Origin of the sequence: Oryzibacillus soli (genome assembly GCF_051594765.1) — a bacterium.
Classification (GTDB): domain Bacteria; phylum Bacillota; class Bacilli; order Paenibacillales; family NBRC-103111; genus Paenibacillus_AR.
The window spans coordinates 333,777-355,895 of sequence record NZ_JBPPGJ010000004.1; the positions used below are offsets into that span (position 1 = coordinate 333,777).

A 22,119-nucleotide genomic window follows, 5' to 3' on the forward strand; every position below is an offset into this window, starting at 1 on the left:
TAAGCATGGAGAAGGGATTTGTTTATATCGATGACATCCTGCAAGGAGTCCGCTGGGATGCCAAATATGCCACATGGGATAATTTTACGGGTAAACCGGTAGACGGTTATGAGGTCAATCGCATCGTGGGAACACACGCCTTAGCCCTTGCGCTGCTGGAGGTGCAGAAGTCAGCGGCGGTTCTCGGATACGGGTTGCTTCTATGGGACGGATATCGGCCCAGACGCGCGGTCGAATGCTTCCTTCGTTGGTCCGAACGACCGGAAGACGGCCTGACCAAGGATAGGTTTTATCCCAATGTCGAGCGGACCGAGATGGTTGCACAAGGTTACATTGCGGCACAATCCAGCCACAGCCGCGGTAGCGCGATTGATCTTACACTATACCGCCTCGATACGGGCGCGCTCGTTTCCATGGGAGGCGGCTTCGATTATATGGATGAGCAATCGCACCATGAGGCTCAAGGGATAACGAGAATGGAAGCGCAAAACCGCAGAGTGCTGCGCTCCATCATGGAAAGCTGCGGCTTTGAGTCCTATCGCCTCGAATGGTGGCACTATGTATTGAGAAACGAACCGTTCCCCGATTGTTATTTTGACTTTCCCGTGCTATAGGAAATTGTTACGGCGAATCGGACAAACGGCTTATAGTACTCTTTACGTAATCTAAATGTACATCTCTATGATTTACTATATCTGACATGGACGGATACAAGATAATATCGGGGTAAAGTGCATCCATTTGCTCGTTAATCGTAACGGGTCTTAACCACTTTTTATGTGAAACCTGAAACCTCATTTTTGATACAGGAAGTGTAAAATACAATGGATCACCGTAGCTTGTGGGGCTATTCCCGGTAGGTTCTCCAATAATTGTACCAAGTTTATTATCTTGTATGATCGTACCTAACCAGTTCGCTGAACTAAACGTTAATTTTGAAACAAAAACGATTATTTTACCATCAAACAACTTATTGAATTTATGGTTGTAATTCTTTTGGAAGATTGAGTTATGATAGGTATAAGGTTCTGCAGATGCTATACCTCTTTGTTCATGTAGTTGTTCTGAATTACGAGTGATTGAACCAAAATTGTTGTAGCCATTTATATTCGTATATTTCAATATTTCATCTATACATCTGGAGTCTCCGCCGACGTTATCTCGAACATCCAAGATAATATTGGATACACCCTGATCGATTACGTTCATAAAAAAATCTCTAGTTCGTCTTTCGAAATCTTCATTTAGAATAAATTCATCCAATTTATAGATACCGTATGAGTAGTCCTTATCAATTTGATAAGAGTCAATGATTTGTTTGTATGGTGAGGAGTAGTTGAGCAACCTTAAATCCGCCTGATCCATTGGAGTATAAGGTACCTTAACGAGAGCTAATTTACCGTTACGTTCGATTTCAAAATCAACATCTTGTGCATCTTGTCCTGTTAAATGTTTAAGCACCGATTCTCTTAATATTATCTTTGTCCCTACCGCCTTTACCCAATTATCATTCTCAGAAGGAACAATGTCACGTAAGTACTGCAGTATCGCATCTTTGTCAAAGCCGGCGATTCGATGAATGATGTCACCTTTGTTAAATTGTGTAGTATTTTCTGTAATCATCATGTAATCATTCGTCCAATATATAGGTACATTGAGTATTCTTTCTCCATGAAACATAGTTGCATTGATACGCGTATGTCCATCGTGGAATAGTGAAAATATCTTGCTTATCTGAAAATAAAAGTCTGCGATGGACATCGGGTTTTTGATTTGTTCATACACATCTGCTACTAAATCTTTGTTCTGCCCCAACGTATTAGTAGACGGATGAACTTCACAAATGGTTTTGAGCAGGAAGTCAAAATCCTCTTTCATGTCTCTAGGCTCCAGAAATTGGCCGATAGATATTGTAGCTTTACTAGGCCGCTCAACAGTCCTGCCCCCTAATCCGCAATAACATCCAACAATAACGCACACACACATTATTACCTTAATCCCCAGTGAAATCGTTCTGTTCATCAAATCACCTTTTAACATTTCTTCAATTTTCTCCAAAAAGAACACAACCTAAAATTAGTTGATTCTATAAATCCTGTCAATTCCCCTTTACTTCATCACAATTTTTCCCAAACCTATTCAAACCATCAATAGAGATTGGACAAAAAAACCGGAGGGAAACCCTCCGGTTTTTTAATCTTTTTAATCCTGCTTATTTTTGTGACTTTTCTTTCTTCACGGCGTCATCCAGTGCTTTCTGGATCTCACTCAGCATCCCGGCCTTATCGGTTTTGCCTCCGATAAACTTCTGCATTGCGATGGAAGCGTCAAACCCGGACGGCCATTTGGAGAAGTGCCAGCCGATGGTTTTGCCGGCTTTGCTGTATTCGATCAAGTCCGTCGCAATACCACCCAATACCTTGGTATCGTACTTAATGCCATCCAAGGCGGGGATGAACAAGAACTCGTTGGTCAGGAACTGCTGGCCCTTCTCCGAGGATACCAGCCAATCCAGGAACAGCTTGGCCTCCTCCTTCACCTTGGATTTCTTGCTGATGACCCAGTTTGTCGGCACCCCTACCGCCAGTTTGTCCATGACAGCCGCATCGTCGTTGATCGCCATCGGGATGACGCCAATCTCTGCGTTGGGGTCCACCTTGGTGATGTCCGCCTGCGCCCAGTTGCCCTGCTGCATGGTAGCGGTTTTCTTCGAGGCGAAGTTGCGCACCTGTGCGGCATAATCTGTCAGGATCGGGTCCTTGGCCCCGTACTTCAGCGTCGTCTCGAACAGATTGGCCCAATCCTGGAACACCTTCTCATCCGCAAACTTGGTCTTGCCGGATTTCAGATCTTCCAGCAGCTGGTTCGGATTCGGATGGTAAGCAACCGGAATGTTGAAATTATGCACACCCAGAACCCAACCTTCCTTATAGCCATTGGAGAAGGCCGGAATCCCCTGCGCCTTCAGCTTCTCGCCGAAGTCCTTAATCTCGGACAAGGTCTTCGGCTTGGCGACTCCCGCCTTGGCCAGCATATCCTTATGATAGACAAACCCATATCCCTCGATATTCATCGGCATGCCGAGCAGCTTGCCGTCGACGGTCATCGGTTCCTTGGCGAAGTCAAACACCCGCTTCACCCACGGCTCGTTGGACAGGTCCTCCAGCTGGTCCTTCCATTGTACGGCCGACGTATAACCGTCGTTCTGGAAAATGTCCGGCAGCGCGTTCGTCGCAAGCTTCGTCTGCAGGGTGGTCCAATACTCCGCACCGGTCTCCATCTTCACCGTAATGTACGGATATTCCTCGTGGAACGCCTTGGCCGCTTTCTCCAGCTTATCTTGGATATTCGTCTTGAAGTGATAGATCGTAAGGGTAACAGGCTTCTTCTCTTCCTTCTTCTCCTCTTTCTTCCCCGCTTCCGTAGAAGCCGCAGGCGCGGAAGCACTCGCCGACGTTTCCTTGCTGTCCCCGCCGCACCCGGCCAATGTGGAGCCCATCAGTGCCGATACAAGGAGCAGCGCCCCCAGCTTGCCGGTTTTGCTGAACGATGCATTCATTTCTAATACCCTCCCTATATTCTTATCGAACGTCCTTACGCCTTTTATTATAGTGAGCCTTAATTCTGAAGAACTACAGATGAACTGAACCTGTTCCCTCTACAATCTCAACCTTTCACCGCACCGGAGGCGATGCCCCGGACAATGTGCTTTTGCAAAAAGATGAAAAAGACCACCATAGGGGTAATTCCCAATACCAGCACAGGCAAGGCGTAGTTCCATTCCTTCGTGTACTCGCCGAAGAACTGATAGATGTGCAGCGGGATCGTCCAGTAGGTCCGGTCCGTCAGAACGATATAGGGCAGCAGGAAGTCGTTCCAGATCGCCAAGGTATGAAGGATGATCAACGTGGCAAAAATCGGCCGCAGCAGCGGAACGACGATGCGGAAGAATACCCCCGTCTGGCTGCAGCCATCCACAATACCGGCTTCCTCCACCTCCCGGGGAACAGACTGCAGGAACCCGTGCAGCAGGAAGGCAGAGAAGGCGAAGAAGAAGCCGAAGTAGGATATGATCACCCCGATCGGCGTACCGATCAGCTTCAGGTTCTGAAGCATCTTCACCAGCGGAATCATGAGCACCTGGAATGGAATGATCATGGAGGCGATGGCCAGCGTGAAGATGAAGCGGTTCAACCGGGTGGGGTAACGGCTGATGCGGTAGGCCCCCATGGAGCTGATCAGGAGGATGCCTGCGATACTGAGCACCGTGATGAATAGGGAGTTGCCGAACGATTGGATGTAATGCATCCGGTCCCATGCGGTCCGGTAATTCTCCATCACAAGCTCTTTCGGCAGAGCGGAAGGGTCCAGAAGAATATCCTTATAGCTCTTGAAGGAGTTCACCAGAATGTAATAGAACGGCACCAGGAACAGCAGGACAATAAGCGTCGAGGCCGCCTCAACCAGGAACAGCCTCCAGGTGTAGCGATTGGATTCTTGCATTAGGAAGCCACCTCCTTTTTCTTCATCAGCAGGACCTGAACGACGCTCACGATGGCCACCGCCAGGAACAATACCACCGACTTGGCCGTGCCTAAGCCGTAATAGACTCCGGAGAAGTCATCCCAGATGTCGTAGGCGACCGACTTCGTGGAACCGAAGGGACCCCCGGAGGTCAGGGAGAAGACCACGTCGAAGATCCGGAGACCTCCCGTCAGCACCATGAATACGCATATCGTGACCGCAGGCATGATCAAGGGCAGATGGATATGCCGGAACAGCTTGAAGCCGCTGGCCCCGTCGATCCGGGCCGACTCCACCAGATCCCTCTCAACCCCTATCAATGCCGCGATATAGATGATCATCAGATACCCCGACCCCTGCCAGGCCGATACGATGACGATTCCCCAGAAGCCGGTCATGCTGTCCCCCAGCCAGCCTGAGAAGAAGGACCACCCGGTTGCCTCTGCAATCCCGCCGAAGCCCGCAACGAAGATAAAGTTCCAGATAAAGCCCAGAATGACCCCCCCGATGACGTTAGGCAGAAGGAGAATCGGTCGGAACAGATTCTTCAGCTTGATGGATTGGGTCAGCAGCAGGGCAAACCCTAGTCCCAGCACATTGTTAATGATTCCTGAGACCAAGGTGAACCGGAAGGTAAAGTTGAATGACTTCAGAAATTCCTCATCATCCGTGAACAAATAGACGTAATTGTCCAAGCCTACCCAGCTCGATTCGCTGGAAACGCCATTCCAATTCGTCATGGAATAGTAGACCCCCAAGATGAACGGGATGATGACGATGATCAAGAAGAACACCATCGCAGGCCCTAGGAACAGGGACTGGTGGAACAGCTCCGCCCTCTTTTTTTTCGTTGACACGTTTCATTCCTCCTGTTTAAGATGATGCTATCAACGGCTCCTCTTACCCGTAATGATAAAGAATCGGACATCCGGGACCTACCTACAATCTCATCCTAAAAGGTGGAATAACTGAACATGTTCAGATTGAATTTGCGCACCAAGCTCATTCTGATCCTTCTGCTGACCTTGATACCCTCCATCTTCTCCGTCTTCGCCACCTATTCTTTGACGAAGGATACCTTGGTCAAGAAGGCCATTACGGAGAACAGCAACCTGCTGGCGCAAGGCAGCATGAACATGTCCCACCACATGCGGGAGATCTATCAGTCCACCATGTCCGTCTATGCCCTGCCCACCTTGCAGCAGTACGTCATTCAGGAGAAAACCGGTTACGAGGCCTACACCAGCATCCTGGCGGCCCTGCAGGGAACCCGGATCAACACGCCCCAGATCTACCAGATGTATCTGTACCGGGAGGCGGATCAGTACGCCTATGTCGTGAACAGACTGACCCAAACCGTGCAGGAAACGGCCTTTCAAGTGCCTGTCTTCCATCGGCCGGACTTCTATACGGAGGTGGAACCACCCCATCTGGCTCACGACTACGGGTTGAACCTGTTAACGACGGAGGTGGACAAGCCCCTCGTCTTCTCGGTGCATATGCCGATCTACAACTTGCCCAACACAAGGATGCTGGGTTACTTTTCCGTTGATGTCAGCTTGGACGGCATCCGATCCATTGCCGACCCTCTTTTGTCAGGGGAACAGAACCGCGTGTCGATCTTCGACCAGAAAGGCACCCTGTACTATGACTCGGAACGGGAGCTGCAAGCCGGAGACCGGGTGAAGGACGAATGGCTGTCCATGTTGGGCTCGCGGAAGGATAGCCGTGGCTATATGGAGTGGAAGGACTCTCACTTTTCCGGGCTGCTGTTCTATGAACGGAACCGGAAGGATTTCCTGGATTGGACCCTGGTGAAGATGGTGTCTTACCAAGCTCTCTACAAGGACGCTCGGCATACCGCAGAGCTGGTCGGATGGATCAGCTTCATCCTGCATCTGGTCATTATTACCGCGACCCTGTATCTGTCCAACCGGCACTTCACCAAGCCCATTGCGCGGCTCATCCAAGTGATCCGTTCCGTAAAGTCCGGCGATGTCTTGACACCCATCGACTCTCCCGTGAAGCCGAATGACGAGCTGAGCTTGCTGGCCCATCACTTCAAACAGATGATGGACCGGATTCAGGACCTGATCCTGAAGGAATACCACCTGAAGCTAGCCAATACATCGAACCAATTGAAAGCGCTGCATGCGCAGATCCATCCCCACTTCATCAACAATGCCCTTCAGACCATCGGCACCACCGCCTTGGATCACGACGCCAAACCGGTGTATGACCTCATCTCCAAGCTGGGGCAGATGATGCAGTACCATATGGATCTGGAGGAAAACGACGTACCACTCCGCAAAGAGATCGAGCATATCGCCAATTATCTGCTGCTACAAGAGCACCGGTTTGAAGACAAGCTGCAGGTCGAGTACGAGCTGGACGAGGCTGCCCTTGATATTCGGGTTCCGAAGATGATCCTGCAGCCCTTGGTCGAGAACTGCTTCAAGCACGGATACTTGGGCGACGGTATCCCGGGTACCATCCGGATTGTCTGCCGTCTGATGAACCATGGGTTGGTGCTGTCGGTCATCGATTCCGGCAAGGGGCTCTCCGAAATCAAGCGTCTGGAGCTGCAGCACCTGCTGGGACAAGAGACCACCCCGCAGATCGGGATGAAGCAGAATATCGGTCTGATGAATGTCTGCAGCAGGCTGCGGTTGTTCTTCGGTAACGAAGTAACCGTCCGTCTGGAGCACCATATTCCATCCGGCCTGGAAGTCACCCTGATGATCCCCGTATCCGGGAAGGAGAATATCGCATGAAACTCTTGATTGTAGATGACGAGCGCAAAGTAAGACGGGCCGTTCGGCTGTTGATGGACTGGGAAGCCTTCGGGTTCCATTCCATCCGGGAGGCCTCCAACGGGGATGAGGCGATCGAGCTCATCCGGTCGGATAAGCCGAACCTGGTCATTACGGACATGATGATGCCGATGAAGGACGGAATCGGCCTGATGACCTGGATTGCCGACCACCATCCTGGAATTCGGGTCATCGTCATCAGCGGGTACAGCAACATGCAGTTGGTCCGGGAGACGATGAAGTATGGAGGGATCGACTATATCCTGAAGCCCATCGTCGCTTCCCAGATGGAGGACACCATCCGCAGGGCCGTCAAGTCCATTCAAGGAGACCGGGCTATGGAGCTGGAAGCCAATCAGCGGAATCTGAAGCTCAGCACCTTCAACTCCATCTACCGAACCAATCTGCTGTCCTCCATTCTAGATTCCCAGCCCACCCCCGCCCTCGTCCGTGAGATCAAGCAAGAGTTCGGCTTATCTGAACCGGAGACGGCATGCAGACTTATCCTGCTCGATACCGGAACCTTCAACGAGACGATCCGCATCAAGTACGCCGCCAATCCCGACCTCCTGCCGTTTACGGTCATGAATATCTGTGCGGAGGTTCTTCCTGACGGCCAAGGGTATGTGTTCCAATCCGTTCAAGAGCCCTCCTCCATCTACATCATCGTGTTTCGCGACTCCGACAGCGCAGAGGAAGCGATGTTGCGCTCCGTCCGGGAAGGGATGGAGCTTGTATTGGGCGCCTCCTGCCTGATTGCGGTAAGCCATCGCGGCCCATTCCCGTCCGGCATCCATCTTCTGAAATCCCAAGTCAAGAACCTGCTTCGAGAACGTAATCTTCTCTCGCCCTCCCCTGCATGGATTCGGGCAGATGATCCTTTGGAAGATATGGCGGGCGGTGCCGGACACAGACCGCTTTACTTTTTCGCCTTCGAGGCGGGCATGAGAGCCGCTGTCGATTCCGAGAATGAAGGACAGATCCGGCAGGTGTTCCATCAATGGGTGGAGCATCTGCATGCCTCCGGCTATCTCTCGTACCGGATGCTGGAGGATTGGATACTCGAATTCAAGCTTCTGCTGAAACGATGGCTGCTGGAGAAATATATGGAGATCCCGGACTCCATTCTGGTCATGCGTATGTCGCTGCCGCATCACAGCAACGGCGATTTTGCCTTGACCGAGTGGTCCGAACAGCTGGCCCACGACTTGATCCGCATCATTCGTTCCGCCAAACAGATGAATATGGAGCACCGGGGCGTGGCCCATCAGATTGCTGCATACCTCCAAAACAACTGTGAGGAGAACATCTCCCTGCAGGTTATTTCTGCCAAATTTTTCCTTAGTAAAGGCTATATCTCCCGGCTGTTTAAGCTGGAATACGGGGAGACCATTCCCGATTACCTGACCCGGATGAGAATGGAGAAAGCGAAGGTCATGCTGCACAATCCTGACCTGCGAATCTCCGAGATCGCACAGAGGGTCGGCTTCGAGGATGAGAAGTACTTCTACAAGGTATTTAAAAAGCACGTCGGCCTTTCTCCGAATCAATTCCGACAACACAAAATGTCGATGGGAATGTCCTGAACCAGGGCATTCCCGGTTGGTGCGTGAACAGGCCTGCGCAGCATCCGGCGAATGTGAGAGGAGTCGAGACATTCATAATGCGAAGAACAAGGAGAATGTTGTATTTCATTATCGGTATGGCCATTCTGGCGGTTGGGTCGGTGATGACGGTGGTACAGCTTAGGAGCGGCGCGGATACAAACGGCCATAAGGCTGCGGATTTCTATAATGTCGTGATGCAGGACGGAGCGGATCCGTGGATGGTGAAGCACACGGACGGGTACTATTATTACACCCAAACCACGGGGGGAAATGTGAAGCTCTGGCGTGCAAGGACCTTGACCGGCATCGGTGCGGGCGAGTCCAAGACCATATGGACGCCTCCCCCCGGAACGATGTACAGCTCCAACCTCTGGGCTCCGGAGCTGCACCATCTGGACGGGAAGTGGTACATCTATTTTGCCGCGGATGACGGCACGAACGAGAACCACCGGATGTATGTGCTGGAGAACCCAAGCAGCAGCCCTATGACCGGAGAGTGGACCTTCAAGGGAAAAATAGCCGACGCCACCGACAGTTGGGCCATTGACGGCACCGTGCTGACGGTTGGGAAGGACCGGTATTTCGTCTGGTCCGGATGGGAAGAGACAGTAAATGACAAGCAGAATCTGTACATTGCGAAGATGAGCAATCCATGGACCATCAGCTCTGCCCGTACCATGATCTCCACTCCCCGGTACGATTGGGAGACGAACACCTCCCCCCAGGTGAACGAGGGGCCGGAATTGACCATACGCAACGGTACCATCAATCTGGTCTATTCCGCCAGCGGAAGCTGGACTGACGGCTACTGCCTTGCACTCGTCACGGCTCCGGTCACCGCCAATCTGCTGGACCCCGCTTCGTGGACCAAGAGGAGCGAACCTCTCTTCGCCAGCAGCGGCGGGATCTACGGCCCCGGGCACCACAGCTTGACCCAGTCCCCGGATGGCCGCGAGGACTGGATCGTCTACCATACGGCTCGGTGGCAGGGAGCCGGCTGGACCCGCAACGTTCGCGCGCAGAAATTCACCTGGAATTCGGATGATACGCCGAATTTTGGGGCACCCGTCCCCCCCGATTCCCCCATTCCTCTGCCCTCGGGAGAACCGAAACGGACAAGATATGAAGCGGAGGAAGCGAAGCTCTCCGAAGGGGCCGTTGCAGAGCAAGAGGACACCGCTTCGGGAGGAGCGAAGGTGAGATTCGAGGATGGGAAAGGAAGCCTCCAGTGGACGGTGAATGCTTCGGAAGCCGGGGATTATGTCTTGTCCTTCCGCGTATGCAACGGAACGTCGAGCCTGGCGCCCGCCTCACTGAGCCTGAGCGTGAACGATAAGCAGGAGAACGATGTATTCGTGAACTTCTCCGGCAGAAATCATTGGGGAATGTATGCGACGGCCGTTCACCTGAACAAGGGGGGCAATACCCTTTCCATTGCCCCATTCAGCAACGACGCTGAGCTGGACTGCCTGGATGTACTCCGGTAGTGAAAGAAAGCATAACCATCAAAAGACCTGCCTTCCATGGATGGAGGGCAGGTCTTTATTGCTTACGGTGTTTCTATTGTCCACAGCTGATTATCCTTGCCGACATAATCCCAGAGATGCACATTTGCACCGTTATCATAAGATTCGTTGCTTACGTCCAATACTTTGCCGTTACTTTTATTCACGATCTTATAATATTCATTCACCTGTTCCAACTTCCACTTCTGACTGTCCTTGTCAGCGGATGCAGCTTGGTTGATCTGCCCATCGGATGATCCTGCTACAATATCCAGCACAAGCCCGCTGTGGGCCGAATAGATCTTGAAATATCCTTCCCCGACATCAACCATCTCCCACTTCTGATTATTGCCGCCAACATAAGCCCATTGATCAACCAACGCCCCCGGGCTGGAGGAATAACCCGAGACATCCAACGCCTTACCGCTGCGTTTGGATAAGAGCTTATAAACGGTTCCGGAAACGACGCTGCGTTTGGCGAGACCTGTATTACCGCCGCTGAATTTATCTATGGTAATGCTATCCGTATTGAACCGCCCGGTATCGCTGTTTTCCCGTCTGTATTCAATGGTATTGTTTCCGGCGTTCAACCGGACGGACTCCGTTGCTTCAGCCCAGGAATCCCAACTGGCTGTTGGAGCCAAAGAAACCTGCTTCAATTTGGTGCCGTTGACATACAAGCTCATGGTTATATTTGCCGTTTGCGCCCCCGAATACCTCATGGTTGATGTGTAAGATGCCGTATTGGGGACGTTCACATTGAATTTGACCGAATCGTTAACGTTTTCGAAGCCTCCGACAAACCCTGTCCCTTCATACCACATATGATCCGTGGCCGTACGGGAACCTCCCGTAATGACAGCCTCTTCCGCCTGGTACTTCCAGGGAATCCGTTTGTTCACATGAAGATTGTCGATATTTATGCCTCCCGAATCATTGGAATCCATTTGTAAGGTAATGGAGTTATTCCCTTTATTCAAGGTTACCGTTTCCAGCATCTCACTCCAGGTGTTCCAATTCCCCGTACTGGGGAAGGAAAGCTGCTTAACTTTTACCCTATTCAGATAGAGGCTCATGGTCTTCCCTTGGGCATCACCGTTGGAGAATCTCAGCTTCAAATCGTACATGGCAGCATTCTCCACATTAGCAGAGAAGGTAACAGCCGAATTGATGCTTGTCAGCCCAGCGACGAAACCTGTACCTGTAAATCCGGTATGGTCCGCTGCTATAAGGGTACTCCCTGCAAGCGTTCCATTTTCACCTTCATAATGCCATGTCGTTGCTTCCGTGACGCTGATAGAATCCAGGTTGGCATTCCCGCTGTCACCTTCGTCATATTTATAGGTGATGGTATTCCTTCCGGCCTTCAGCTCCACATTATCATAACGCTCCGCCCATTTGTCCCAGTTTCCTTGGGCTAACATCAGGACCTGCTTCACCTTAATACCATTTACATATACACTCAGCGTCTTGTCCTCTGTCAGTCCATTGCCGTAACGCAGCTTAACCGAATAATTTCCCGCATAAAGCACGTCCAGAGAGAATTGAGCCGATGCCCCCTTATTCCACATGCCTTCCACAAATCCTGATCCCGAATAGCCGCTGTGGTTGGTGGCTTGGGCGGCACCGCCGGTCAAAATCGCATTTTCCGCTTCGTACATGGCGCCTTTTTTTAGGAGCAAGGCATCGAGCACCAATCCGTTGGCCACATTCGCTGTAAGACGGATTTTATTGCTACCCGCCTGAAGCTGGACATTCTCTACCCGGAGTAAATCATAATTATAACTATTGCCGGCATTGGACCGGAAGATGAGATCCCTGCTGCTTCCCTGATTCACCTGGAGCTTCATAGAAACGTCCGCATTAGTCATATTGTTATATCTGAAATTCAGAGCATAGCTACCGGCCGACTCTGTATTGACATTAAACTCAACAAAGCCTCCGCCACCATTAATATATTGCATAACTCCGCTGCCGGAGCTTTTGGCACTGTCGCTTAGAATCCTTCTCGTCACTCCGGAGTAAGAAGCATCCTCCGCTTCATAAACCTCGCTTTTTTCTTCCCCTGACGGTTTACCCAGCGCGGTATCCGGATGAGAGGGAATTCCAAGGTTAATAAAACCATCCTCATTCCAATTGATGCGTTGCGCCCTTACCCACCGGTTCGAGCCCGTTTGCCCGCCAACCGGTCCCGCGTGGTAAACGTGCCAATCCTCCGAGCCATCTCCCGATTTGACAAATAGCGGGGACCCCGGTCCAAACGAGCTGTTCTCAGGGGATTTGGACATGATCGGTACAGGGTGCTTCGTCCAGTTACTACTGTTCAGTAAGTCACTCTGTGAATTCGCCGTCGATAAGCCTACACTGTAGTTATCATTCATAAAGCTGCTAGCCGAGTAAGCAAAATAAATCTTCCCTGCTCTCTCCACAACCGCAGCGCCTTCATTAATGCTGCCACCGTTCTTCTCCCAATCATAGACCGGGCGGGCCAACGTACCCTCCTTGCCCTTTAAGGTCCATGGATTCTCCATCTCAACGATTGTCGGAGCCTCATCAAATTTATCCTGAGCTTCATTCCAAAAGTATTTGGTATACGTGAAATACCTCTTGCCCCCAAGGGTTACCACTCCGCAGGCTAATCCGTTGCCCTCCGTGTTCAATTTCCCGTTGGCTCCGCCCTTAAGCACCCAGGTGCCTTCAAATGGATCCGGTGACGCATTCTCCATTACGTAGGAATTGGGATGTCCATACCCATAGGAGTTCTCTTGCCCGGAGGTGAAGTATATGTACCATTTCCCATCCAGCCTGTAGATATAAGGCCCCCATATAAATCCGATCTCCGCCGAATCCTTAGGCCTGGACCAAACCAGCTTGCTTTTTTCCGTTCCCGCCCCGAGAATGGTTTGTGCTTTCTTAATGTAGATCCCCCCATCCATCCCGAAACCCGAGTAATAGAAACCGTCATCCGCCCTGACAATAGTAGGGTCCGCCCCGCGCATCAACGGGTTCTGGTAATTGGTAGTTACTTCTGCAAACGATACCTGGTTGGGGATTATGAGCAGCAGGATCACCAACAGCAGCAATACCGGGCTTTTTCTCTTCATCAGTATTCTCCTTTTCTCTTAATGTATCCGCTTTCAAGAATATTATGAATAGCTGCCTCATGTCATATCGATTCCCACCTCTCTATACATAATGGAACATCCGAGTAAATACTGGGTGCAATTTCCATTGTAGTCCATCAAACTGGATGCGTAAATTTGATAAAATGCACCTTTTATTGCAATATCTGCACTAAAAATCAGGTGTTAAGATAACCTTTTAACACTAGTAATTGATTTTTTCTACTATCTTCTATCATTTTTTTACCTTGAAAATCACTGAGGCCGGACCAGTTTCCCAACATAGCGGGAAATGCCATGGTTTGAATTGAATGCCCATTTTTCTTCCGGCGACTTGCCCTTCTCTCCCTCGCACCGAACCGTTGTCGATTGAGAGTCCCGAAAAGCATGATGACTAAAAATGGGGCAATCCGCAGCCATTGCCGGCAACGGATTACCCCATCGTTATATCGGTCAATTCTCTAAGAAGTCCGCGTACGTGCATAACACAACCCAAGCAGCATCCAAAAATAAGGAGCAACTGTGACCACACTTATATTAAACATAGCTTGAACTAGATAAGCACAAATAACCACCATCAGACAAACACTCATTACAGCCTGCGAGCCTGTTCTCCTACGAAGCTCCCTCCATGAACGGATCAACACGCCCGACACTAGTGCGATATAGGCCAAAACTGCAGGCAGTCCCAGTGTCACAAGGAGTTGTAATAATTCGTTATGTGCCTTGTCCACAATAATATTTTCATCGTATAAATATTGTTGCTTTTCTGAAGGTATGTCCGGAAAAACAAGTGCAAAGGTATCCGGTCCCGAACCGAGCCAAAGATATTGCGGGATAATATCTAAGCTTTTTTTCCAAATATAGGCTCGAGAGCTTCCGGCTTTCCCTCCCTCCCCCTCACTAATATGTTTCAGCTCATTCATGGTACCTGTTGCCCTCATGAAAAGTCCCTTCTGTGTCCCATCCACAATCGTTAGAGCGGTGATGATGGCGATTATCAAGCAGACTAGAATACCCCAACGCAACCACAAACTTCTTTGCCGAGCATAGATCCACAGGGACAGCAGCACAATGCTGAAGCCTAAGGCTAATAACCCGCTCCTCGTATACGTGTATATCAACGCAGTGACCTGGAGACATATGATTATGGAGTATGACCATAAGGAATAAGTCCTTTTGTCTGTTAAATAGAGAGCCATGGCAAGAATAATGTGAAGGATCAGATAGGTCGAGAAGAAATTGGGGTTTGAAAAAAAAGCGTAGGCACGCTCAAGATTGTCCTTTATTCCGTAATTCTGATAAAAATCCACACGAAAATGCTGCAGAATTCCATAAACCGAAACGATAACGGAGCTCCAAGTACAGATCAGGAGCATAAGCCGTTGATGTTTCTCCTCGACCAACATAAATGCCGCAAATAAGAAGACCCCGATATAGCCGATGAAGGCCAGTAATCCTTCGTTCCTATGCGTGTAGCCATTAACCGACATTTTCGGATCTACGGAGAATACCGTGCTTGTTACTGCCAAACCCAAAAAGAGAATGGCTGCCATAATAATCCAATTGATGCGGTTCGAAGAAATACGAATTCGCTTGCGCAAAATCTGAATCAGAACCCAAAGCAGTAATCCTACTGTAAAATATTTGAAATAGGTTGCTTTTATCATATCATGGGACTTGATCGAGTATTTCAAATAGATTAGTGGGTCACCTAAGAAATAGATGAAAAAGGGGAACAATCCAAAAAACAGTAAAAAGGCCCCTTTGACCCAAACGAATTTTGGGTTGATATTGAGCTCCACTTCCTATCACTTCTCTCTAGTTGTATTTACCATTAGTATACGATATTTAATCCACCTAAAATGTGTACATACGAAGACGGCCTTATACCCAATTTTGCCGGGACAAGGTCCTACCTTCGGTCCAATCCATAGAGTTTACAATATTCGTTCATCAGTGATTTTACAATACTGCGCCTGCATTAGGAGAATCCTTGATTCGCAACGAATAAAACGGAGCCCGCTTACCTGCGTGGCTCCGTTGTTGTTGAAAAAGATACTATATGATAGAACGGCCTTTGGCTCCATGCATCCGATCCTTGTTCAGCAGAACGATTACGAGAGACGCAAGGATAATTCCACTGCAAACGAAGAACATACCGGAGTACGAGGACCATTGGGATACCATTCCCATCAGCATGGCACCCGCCGAGAAACCCAAATCATACGAGGAAATAAACAATCCCAGCAGCACCGCTCTGTGGGAAGCGGGCAGAACAAAGGTCAAGTAGGTGACAAGCAAGGGATATACAAGAGCGATGGTTATACCGTTGCAAACTGCGGACAGATAGACCCCGTTATGTACGGTTTCCGGCAAGGCAAGGAGCAGTGAGCCGGTAACCGCCGACAGCAGCAGGCCTGCGACCAGCCATGGCACCCACCGGCCGTCGGACGGCAGAGCTTTGCGAAGGACAAACCGGCAGATCACCACAACGAACCCCTGCAGCGTCAGATAATAGCCGGCATGCCCCTCCCCTCTATGCTCCAGATAAATCGGCAAAAAAGTGAGTACCGTCCCGTACAGACTAGCTACAGCCAGCATGACGGCGGAACAGACGAATAGGCTGCGGTTTCTCCATATCTGGGTGAATGACTGGAGCATGTCGCGGGAAGTAACGGCTCCGCCATTCATTGGAGACGCCGGCAGTGGTGCCTTATATCCGGCAAGTCCGGTAAGGAATCCTAGCACAAGCAGAATGGCCGCAATCGCTGGCCAATCCCCCGTTTTCCATACTGCGAGAATCATGACTGGCGCAAACAGCTGCGGCAGCATGGTGGACAGGGTATATAAGGACATTCCCTGCGCCCGGTCCGACTCAGCAAGCATGTCCACCATCCCGAGCTGCATCGTCATCGAGAAGAAAGCCGTCACGGCACCTTGCATAGCCCGCAGCCCCATGAGCCAGAGCAGGCTCTTCGTATCCGATAAAGCGTATAACACCAAGCAGGCGGCGTGAACGATGACCAAGCGTCGCATCAACCTCCATGCCTCCATACGGCTGATCACTTGACCTGCCCAGGGGCGGAACAACATACAGGTTAACATATAGGCGCCCATCATGAGGCCGATTTCGCCTTGTTCCATTCCCTTCGCATCGCTCTGCAGCGGAAGAATGACCGTGAGAAAGGCATTGGCGGTGAAGAATAGCACTGTCAATGCGTAGAGCCGCAGAGGGCCGGACGACAAAGGGCCCTTCCGTTCCGCATGCTTCATCTCCGGTCTCCGTGCAGCCCAGAAACCGAGCGCTGTCGGGGATGTTCCGCAAGCATGGAACCGAAGAGTGTCTCCACACTGGGATGCTTAAGCCGGTGAAGCCCCCCCGGATCAGCACTGTACGCCACAACCCTCCCGTGCTCCATCACAGCTATGGCGTCGGAGATGGCATATGCGGCTTTGATGTCATGCGTAATAAAGAGATACGAAAGGCCGTATGAGGTCTTCAGTTCGTTCAGCAATTGCAGGATATGGGACTGGGTGGCCATATCGAGACTGCTGACCGCCTCGTCCAATACGATCAGCTTCGGCTTCAGCGCAATGGCTCTTGCAATATTGATTCTCTGCAGCTGACCGCCGCTGAACTGGTGCGGTTGCTTGCGCATGTCTTCCACGCGGAGCCCGACTCTCTCGAGCAGTCCGCCGACCGACCGTTTCAGCTCAGAGGGTGTCGGCTTTCCGAAGTTAAGAAGAGGCTCGGAAATAATCTGCTCCGCCGTCATCCGGGGATTAACGGATGAATAGCAATCTTGAAACACGGCCTGCAGATCCCTTCGCAGCCTCCTGCGTGTGGCGGCATCCGCCCCGTACAGGTCGATCCCTTGAAAAAGCACTTTGCCCCGCTGCGGCTTCTCCAGCCCCAGAATCACCTTACCCAAGGTGCTCTTGCCCGCCCCACTCGTTCCGATAAGCCCCAGACAACGGCCTTGCTCCACTGAGACGGAAATGCCGGACAACACAGGCTGTGGTGGCATCCGTCTAAAGAGGCTTCGCGAGGCATACTCATGTGATATTTCCTTAGCTTCAAGCAGGATCATCGGGCAACCTCCTCCCTCATGACAGGATAAGCTCCTCGCTGCGTTCTGCCCCCGGCATCACTGGACGTGATTCCATCAGCTGCTTCGTGTATGGATGGCGAGGATGATCAAACAAGCTGTATACATCGGCCTTCTCCACAAGCTCTCCGCGCTGCATCACCGCGACCTCGTCCGCCAGCTCCGCTATGACGCCCAGATCATGCGAGATCAGCAATATGGAGGTTCCATGTTCCCTCCGGATGCGATCCAGCAAACGCAGCACCTGGAGCTGGTTGGCCGTATCAAGCGCCGTCGTCGGCTCGTCCGCAATCAGGAGGGACGGCTGCATGCACATCGCAAGGGCAATCATCGCACGCTGCAGCATGCCTCCGCTCAGCTCGAAGGGATATCTCCGCAACAAGGAAGAGGCATCCGGCAAATTCACATCGTGCAAAGCGCTTGCCGCCAGGTCCAGCGCTTGTTTTTTACTGAGCTGCGTATGGGAGCGGATGGTTTCGACGAATTGGTTGCCAATAGTGAAGACGGGGGAGAAAGCATTCATCGGGTTCTGCATAATGAACCCGATTTCCTTCCCGCGGACCCGCCGCATGTCCCCGGCCCGAAGGCCGTTCAGCTCCCGGCCGTTCAGGCGGATACTGCCTTCGATGCAGGTCGTCTTCCCGTCATGGAGCTGCAGGATCGAGAGGCAGGTCATGGTTTTGCCGCTGCCGCTTTCACCCACAAGACCCAGCACCTGGCCCGGCCGGATTCCCAAATCAATGCCATGTACAAGCCGCTGTTGGCCTGCTGCTGTAAGGACGGAAACCTGCAAGCCCGTTACCTGCAAGGTTTCATTCGTGTGCCCGATCATGGAGGCCTCATTCCTTTTCCAAGCGCCGCTTGACGCTGAATCGTTCCGACAATGCTTCTCCCAACAGGTTGAACGTGACGATGACCAAGAGGATCATTATACCGGGATAGAGCATCAGCTCGGGATGGCTTCGAATATACTGTTTCCCTTCATGGATCATCGCCCCCCACTCCGGAGCGGGCGGTTGAATACCCAGCCCTAGGAAGGATAATGCAGAGATATCCATGATTGCCCAGCCCATCTCCAGCGCGCCCATAACGGCTACGGGTGGCAGCACATTGGGGAGCATGCGCCGCAGGATGATGGTTCGCTCCGAGGATCCGCTGATCTTGGCAGCCGTAATAAACGGACGCTCCTTCAAGCTCATGATCATCCCGCGGAACATCCGGGCGTAATAAACCCACTGCACAAGCATCATCGCCAGCACGACCTGCCATAAGCCCGGTCCGAATATGCCCACCAACCCAAGGATCAGCACCAGATTGGGAAAAGCCAGCACCCCGTCACAGAATCGCATCAGGATATAATCGATAACCCCGCCTCTGTACCCCGCAATCGAACCGACAACCAGCCCGATCCCCAGGGATGCGACGAAGATCAAGGCGGCGAAGCCAAGAGAAAAGCGGGCACCGTATAACAACCGGGACAGGTTGCAGCGGCCCAGATGGTCGGTACCTAACGGATAATCGAACGATGCGGACTGCAGCTTGTTCGCAAGATTCACCTGGATCGGATCGTGCGGGGCGAGCCAAGGAGCGAACACCGTAACCAGAACCAGTACAATCAGGATGCTTAGACATACCGTAATAATCTTGGGGCCTCTAAGCGTGGCCCGGGCCATCGCAATCATTGTACGGTTCTTCCTTTCCGGGAGATTCGGGGATCGATGAGCATCAGCAGCACATCCACAATCAGGTTACACAGGATGAAGATGCAGCCCGCGAGAAATACATAGCATTGGATGACCGGCAAATCACGGTTAAAGATCGATTCGACAAAGTACCGGCCGAAACCAGGCCAAGAAAAAACCTCTTCCACAATAATCGTCCCTGCCAGAAGCTTCCCCATATTCATGCCCAGGCCCGTGATCATTGGAGAAATGGCGATGCGGAGCACATGCTTGCTCATAATCTTCCATCCCCGGACCCCTCTGGCCTGCGCATACAGCACATAGGGCTCATGCAATTGCTCCAGTACGGTTCCCCGAAGCAGCCGCGTATAGATTGCGATCAGTCCCATGGCCAATGTCATGGAGGGCAAGACCAGGTGCATCCATGTCCCCTTCCCCTGAACCGGCAGCAAATCCATCTTCAGAGACAGGAAAAAGACTAACAGGTAGCCGAGCCAAAACTGCGGGATCGAAGCGCCGACAAAGGCGATTCCTCTGCAGAGATGATCGATGATGCTGTTCTTATAGATGGCTGACAAAAAGCCCAGAGGCACACTGACGGCCATGGCCAAAAGAATGCTGCTGACAGCCAGCTGCAGCGTTGCCGGCATCCGCAAGAGAACCTCGTCCCATACAGCCCCCTTCGTAATATAAGATGTGCCGAAGTCTAACCGGCACATCTTCACGACGGATTGAACATATTGGACCCACAGCGGCCGGTCCAGGCCGAATTCATGCCGGACCTCGGCCAGGATTTCTTCTGTGGGATGAATATGGGCGGCGGTAAGGTAAACCTCCGCCGGATCATCCGGCGAGAGGTGGATCATGGCGAAGGACAGCAGGGTAGCGAAGAGGAAGATGGGGATAACGGCAAGTATCCTTTTGATTATAAAGCTGGCCATCTTAAGCCTCCCCGATGTTTACTTGCTGTTATCCATGACATTGAACGGATGATCCTCGCGGTTAGCGGGGAATGCGAATCCGCTCACACTCTTTTGATAAACCGCTGTTTTCTTGATATAGGATAGGGGCACCAGTGCCGATTGCTCTTGCAAATGCTTCAGGATCGAACCGTAGAGCTCCTTGCGCTTCGCCTCATCCGTGGAGAGGAGAGCTTCCCCGATCTGCCGGTCCAGCTCTTGCTTGCCCGCTATATTGGTTAATGCGTCCGAGAAGCCGAAGGATTTCTCTTTCACAATATGAATGAACGAGTGGGGATCATACGGAGAGCCGTAGTTGGACGAGAAGTTGAAGTCGAACTCGTTGCCCCGGAACCGTTTGATCTGCTCCGTCAGCTCCAGCCCCGTAATTTTCAGCTTCACTCCGATGGCGGCCCATTCCGCCTGCAGGGTTTCGGCCATCGGCTTTTGGATTTGGTCCGACTTCTCAAAGATCAGTTCAAGTTCCAGCGGCTTGCCGTCCTTCTCGCGGACGGTCTTGCCAGCCGGCAGCTTCCAGCCTGCTTCATCCAAGGCAGTCTTCGCTTTATCCACGTTGTATTCGACCGGAGCTGAGTTAATGTTCGTGTAAGGGAAGTTTTTGGACAAAATGTTGTCCGCCTTCTCCTCAAGGCCAGCGGTGATGCCATCGACCATGGCCTTTTTATTGAAGCCGTATTGAAGGGCTTGCCGTACCTTAAGATCCGACAGTGCCTCTCGTTTCGTATTCATTACCAGCAACCGGGTTGCGACAGGCTCAGACAGGGAGGTCTGATACTTCCCGCTTGCCTTCAGCTGCTTGAATGCGTCCATGCTGATGACACCTTCGCCGAAGATCAGATCCAGCTCGCCCTTCTCGAAGGCAAGGACCCGGGTTTCGCCGTCCGGAATGATCTTGATGACGATTTTATCAACCTTGGGAGCCTGCCCCCAGTAGTTGGGGTTGCGCTTGAACTCGGCATATTGGTCTTTCTTGTAATCCGTCAGCATCCACGGTCCGGTTCCGACGGACTGCTTCACACCTTTGGAGGTATCTCCGTCATCGGGGAATCCGGCATTTCCCAGGAACCGGACCGGGCGCACCACGGCGAGATCCTGCACAGCGGCGGAATAGGGCTGACTCAGAGTCATCTTGAACGTCTGTTCATCGACTGCCTCGGTTTTATCCAGACGGCTCAATACCCCGAGCCAGCTGTGATTTTTGGCGTTGATCATGATCGCATCGAAGTTCTTCTTCACGCTGGCGGCGTTAAATGCCGAGCCGTCGGAATATTTGACGTTCTTACGAAGCTTGAAGGTGTACTCTTTTCCGTCAGGGGATACTGTCCAGGATTCGGCCAGGTGGGGCTCCAGCTTGCCGCCTTCTGTATACGCCACGAGGGGCTCGTAAATCATCGATTGAGCGATCAATTGGGAAGGGTTATAGACGTGGGGATTCATGGGACCGATATCTCTGGGCCAAGAGAAGGTGATGGTCTTCTCCTTCGGAGCCGAAGAGGCTTCCGTATCGGACTTGACGGATTTCTGATTGGAGCACCCGAACAGTGCGGTACTAACGATCAGCAACAGTACAACAAGCAGCTTGCTTCTGGAAATTAACATGCGAGAAACGAACCCCTCTCCATTCAATTGTATCCATCAAGATGATATAATTGATAATGATAATCTTTATCAATGACAAGGGTCAGTATAGGATAATCCCTTCAGCATGTCAATACGTTTAGACGCAATATCTATAAACAAATGCACCATGCACCTATTTATTTACAAATGATAA

The 22,119-nt window shown here is 51.4% G+C and carries 16 protein-coding genes; 4 read left to right on the forward strand and 12 right to left on the reverse strand.

Translation table 11 applies throughout. The features are described from left to right. The first annotated feature begins 5 nt into the window (after positions 1 to 5). Positions 6 to 614 (forward strand): D-Ala-D-Ala dipeptidase VanX, encoded by a 609-nt coding sequence (gene vanX, locus ACSEXW_RS07425; protein WP_438445471.1) that lies wholly within the window; start codon positions 6 to 8, stop codon positions 612 to 614. Positions 615 to 621: 7 nt separating this feature from the next. On the opposite strand, the gene ACSEXW_RS07430 is transcribed toward vanX, so the two are convergent. The 4 genes from ACSEXW_RS07430 to ACSEXW_RS07445 all read right to left on the reverse strand — a co-directional run bounded on the left by ACSEXW_RS07430 (position 622) and on the right by ACSEXW_RS07445 (position 5,381). Continuing rightward, positions 622 to 2,058: a S41 family peptidase gene (locus tag ACSEXW_RS07430; protein ID WP_438445472.1), complete on the reverse strand. Its 1,437-nt coding sequence runs from the start codon at positions 2,056 to 2,058 to the stop codon at positions 622 to 624. 154 nt (positions 2,059 to 2,212) lie between these two features. After that, on the reverse strand, positions 2,213 to 3,559 hold the full coding sequence (locus ACSEXW_RS07435) for an ABC transporter substrate-binding protein (RefSeq protein WP_438445473.1): 1,347 nt from the start codon (positions 3,557 to 3,559) through the stop codon (positions 2,213 to 2,215). 107 nt (positions 3,560 to 3,666) lie between these two features. Continuing rightward, complete coding sequence (locus ACSEXW_RS07440; RefSeq protein WP_438445474.1) at positions 3,667 to 4,503, reverse strand: carbohydrate ABC transporter permease; 837 nt, start codon at positions 4,501 to 4,503, stop codon at positions 3,667 to 3,669. Further along, the gene (locus ACSEXW_RS07445) at positions 4,503 to 5,381 is read right to left on the reverse strand and encodes a carbohydrate ABC transporter permease (protein ID WP_438445475.1); all 879 of its coding nucleotides are present in this window, start codon (positions 5,379 to 5,381) and stop codon (positions 4,503 to 4,505) included. Before ACSEXW_RS07445 ends, ACSEXW_RS07440 begins: the two co-directional genes overlap by 1 nt. A 117-nt stretch (positions 5,382 to 5,498) precedes the next feature. Between ACSEXW_RS07445 and ACSEXW_RS07450 the strand changes: the two genes are divergently transcribed. From ACSEXW_RS07450 to ACSEXW_RS07460, 3 genes are all read left to right on the forward strand, one after another. Further along, a complete protein-coding gene (locus ACSEXW_RS07450; RefSeq protein WP_438445476.1) occupies positions 5,499 to 7,298 on the forward strand; it encodes a cache domain-containing sensor histidine kinase in 1,800 nt (599 codons plus the stop codon). Further along, entirely contained in the window at positions 7,295 to 8,923 is a 1,629-nt protein-coding gene (locus ACSEXW_RS07455; RefSeq protein ID WP_438445477.1) for a response regulator, read from the forward strand. Before ACSEXW_RS07450 ends, ACSEXW_RS07455 begins: the two co-directional genes overlap by 4 nt. A 95-nt stretch (positions 8,924 to 9,018) precedes the next feature. After that, positions 9,019 to 10,431 (forward strand): family 43 glycosylhydrolase, encoded by a 1,413-nt coding sequence (locus ACSEXW_RS07460; protein ID WP_438445478.1) that lies wholly within the window; start codon positions 9,019 to 9,021, stop codon positions 10,429 to 10,431. Between the two features lie 62 nt (positions 10,432 to 10,493). On the opposite strand, the gene ACSEXW_RS07465 is transcribed toward ACSEXW_RS07460, so the two are convergent. The 8 genes from ACSEXW_RS07465 to nikA all read right to left on the reverse strand — a co-directional run bounded on the left by ACSEXW_RS07465 (position 10,494) and on the right by nikA (position 21,944). Beyond that, positions 10,494 to 13,553 carry a CBM35 domain-containing protein gene (locus tag ACSEXW_RS07465; RefSeq protein ID WP_438445479.1) on the reverse strand — a complete coding sequence of 1,020 codons (3,060 nt, stop codon included), beginning with the start codon at positions 13,551 to 13,553 and terminating at the stop codon, positions 10,494 to 10,496. 479 nt (positions 13,554 to 14,032) lie between these two features. Next, complete coding sequence (locus tag ACSEXW_RS07470; RefSeq protein WP_438445480.1) at positions 14,033 to 15,376, reverse strand: O-antigen ligase family protein; 1,344 nt, start codon at positions 15,374 to 15,376, stop codon at positions 14,033 to 14,035. A 256-nt stretch (positions 15,377 to 15,632) separates the two neighbouring features. Continuing rightward, on the reverse strand, positions 15,633 to 16,847 hold the full coding sequence (cntE, locus tag ACSEXW_RS07475; protein WP_438445481.1) for a staphylopine family metallophore export MFS transporter CntE: 1,215 nt from the start codon (positions 16,845 to 16,847) through the stop codon (positions 15,633 to 15,635). Continuing rightward, positions 16,844 to 17,665, reverse strand: a complete 822-nt coding sequence (nikE, locus tag ACSEXW_RS07480) for a nickel import ATP-binding protein NikE (protein ID WP_438445482.1) — start codon at positions 17,663 to 17,665, stop codon at positions 16,844 to 16,846. The genes cntE and nikE overlap by 4 nt, the downstream gene beginning before the upstream one ends. A gap of 16 nt (positions 17,666 to 17,681) precedes the next feature. Further along, the gene (locus ACSEXW_RS07485; RefSeq protein ID WP_438445483.1) at positions 17,682 to 18,515 is read right to left on the reverse strand and encodes an ABC transporter ATP-binding protein; all 834 of its coding nucleotides are present in this window, start codon (positions 18,513 to 18,515) and stop codon (positions 17,682 to 17,684) included. Between the two features lie 7 nt (positions 18,516 to 18,522). Continuing rightward, a complete protein-coding gene (gene nikC / locus ACSEXW_RS07490) occupies positions 18,523 to 19,365 on the reverse strand; it encodes a nickel ABC transporter permease subunit NikC (protein WP_438445484.1) in 843 nt (280 codons plus the stop codon). After that, on the reverse strand, positions 19,362 to 20,306 hold the full coding sequence (nikB, locus tag ACSEXW_RS07495; protein ID WP_438445485.1) for a nickel ABC transporter permease subunit NikB: 945 nt from the start codon (positions 20,304 to 20,306) through the stop codon (positions 19,362 to 19,364). The genes nikC and nikB overlap by 4 nt, the downstream gene beginning before the upstream one ends. Before the next feature lie 18 nt (positions 20,307 to 20,324). Then, positions 20,325 to 21,944 (reverse strand): nickel ABC transporter substrate-binding protein, encoded by a 1,620-nt coding sequence (gene nikA / locus ACSEXW_RS07500; protein ID WP_438445486.1) that lies wholly within the window; start codon positions 21,942 to 21,944, stop codon positions 20,325 to 20,327. Positions 21,945 to 22,119: the final 175 nt, after the last annotated feature.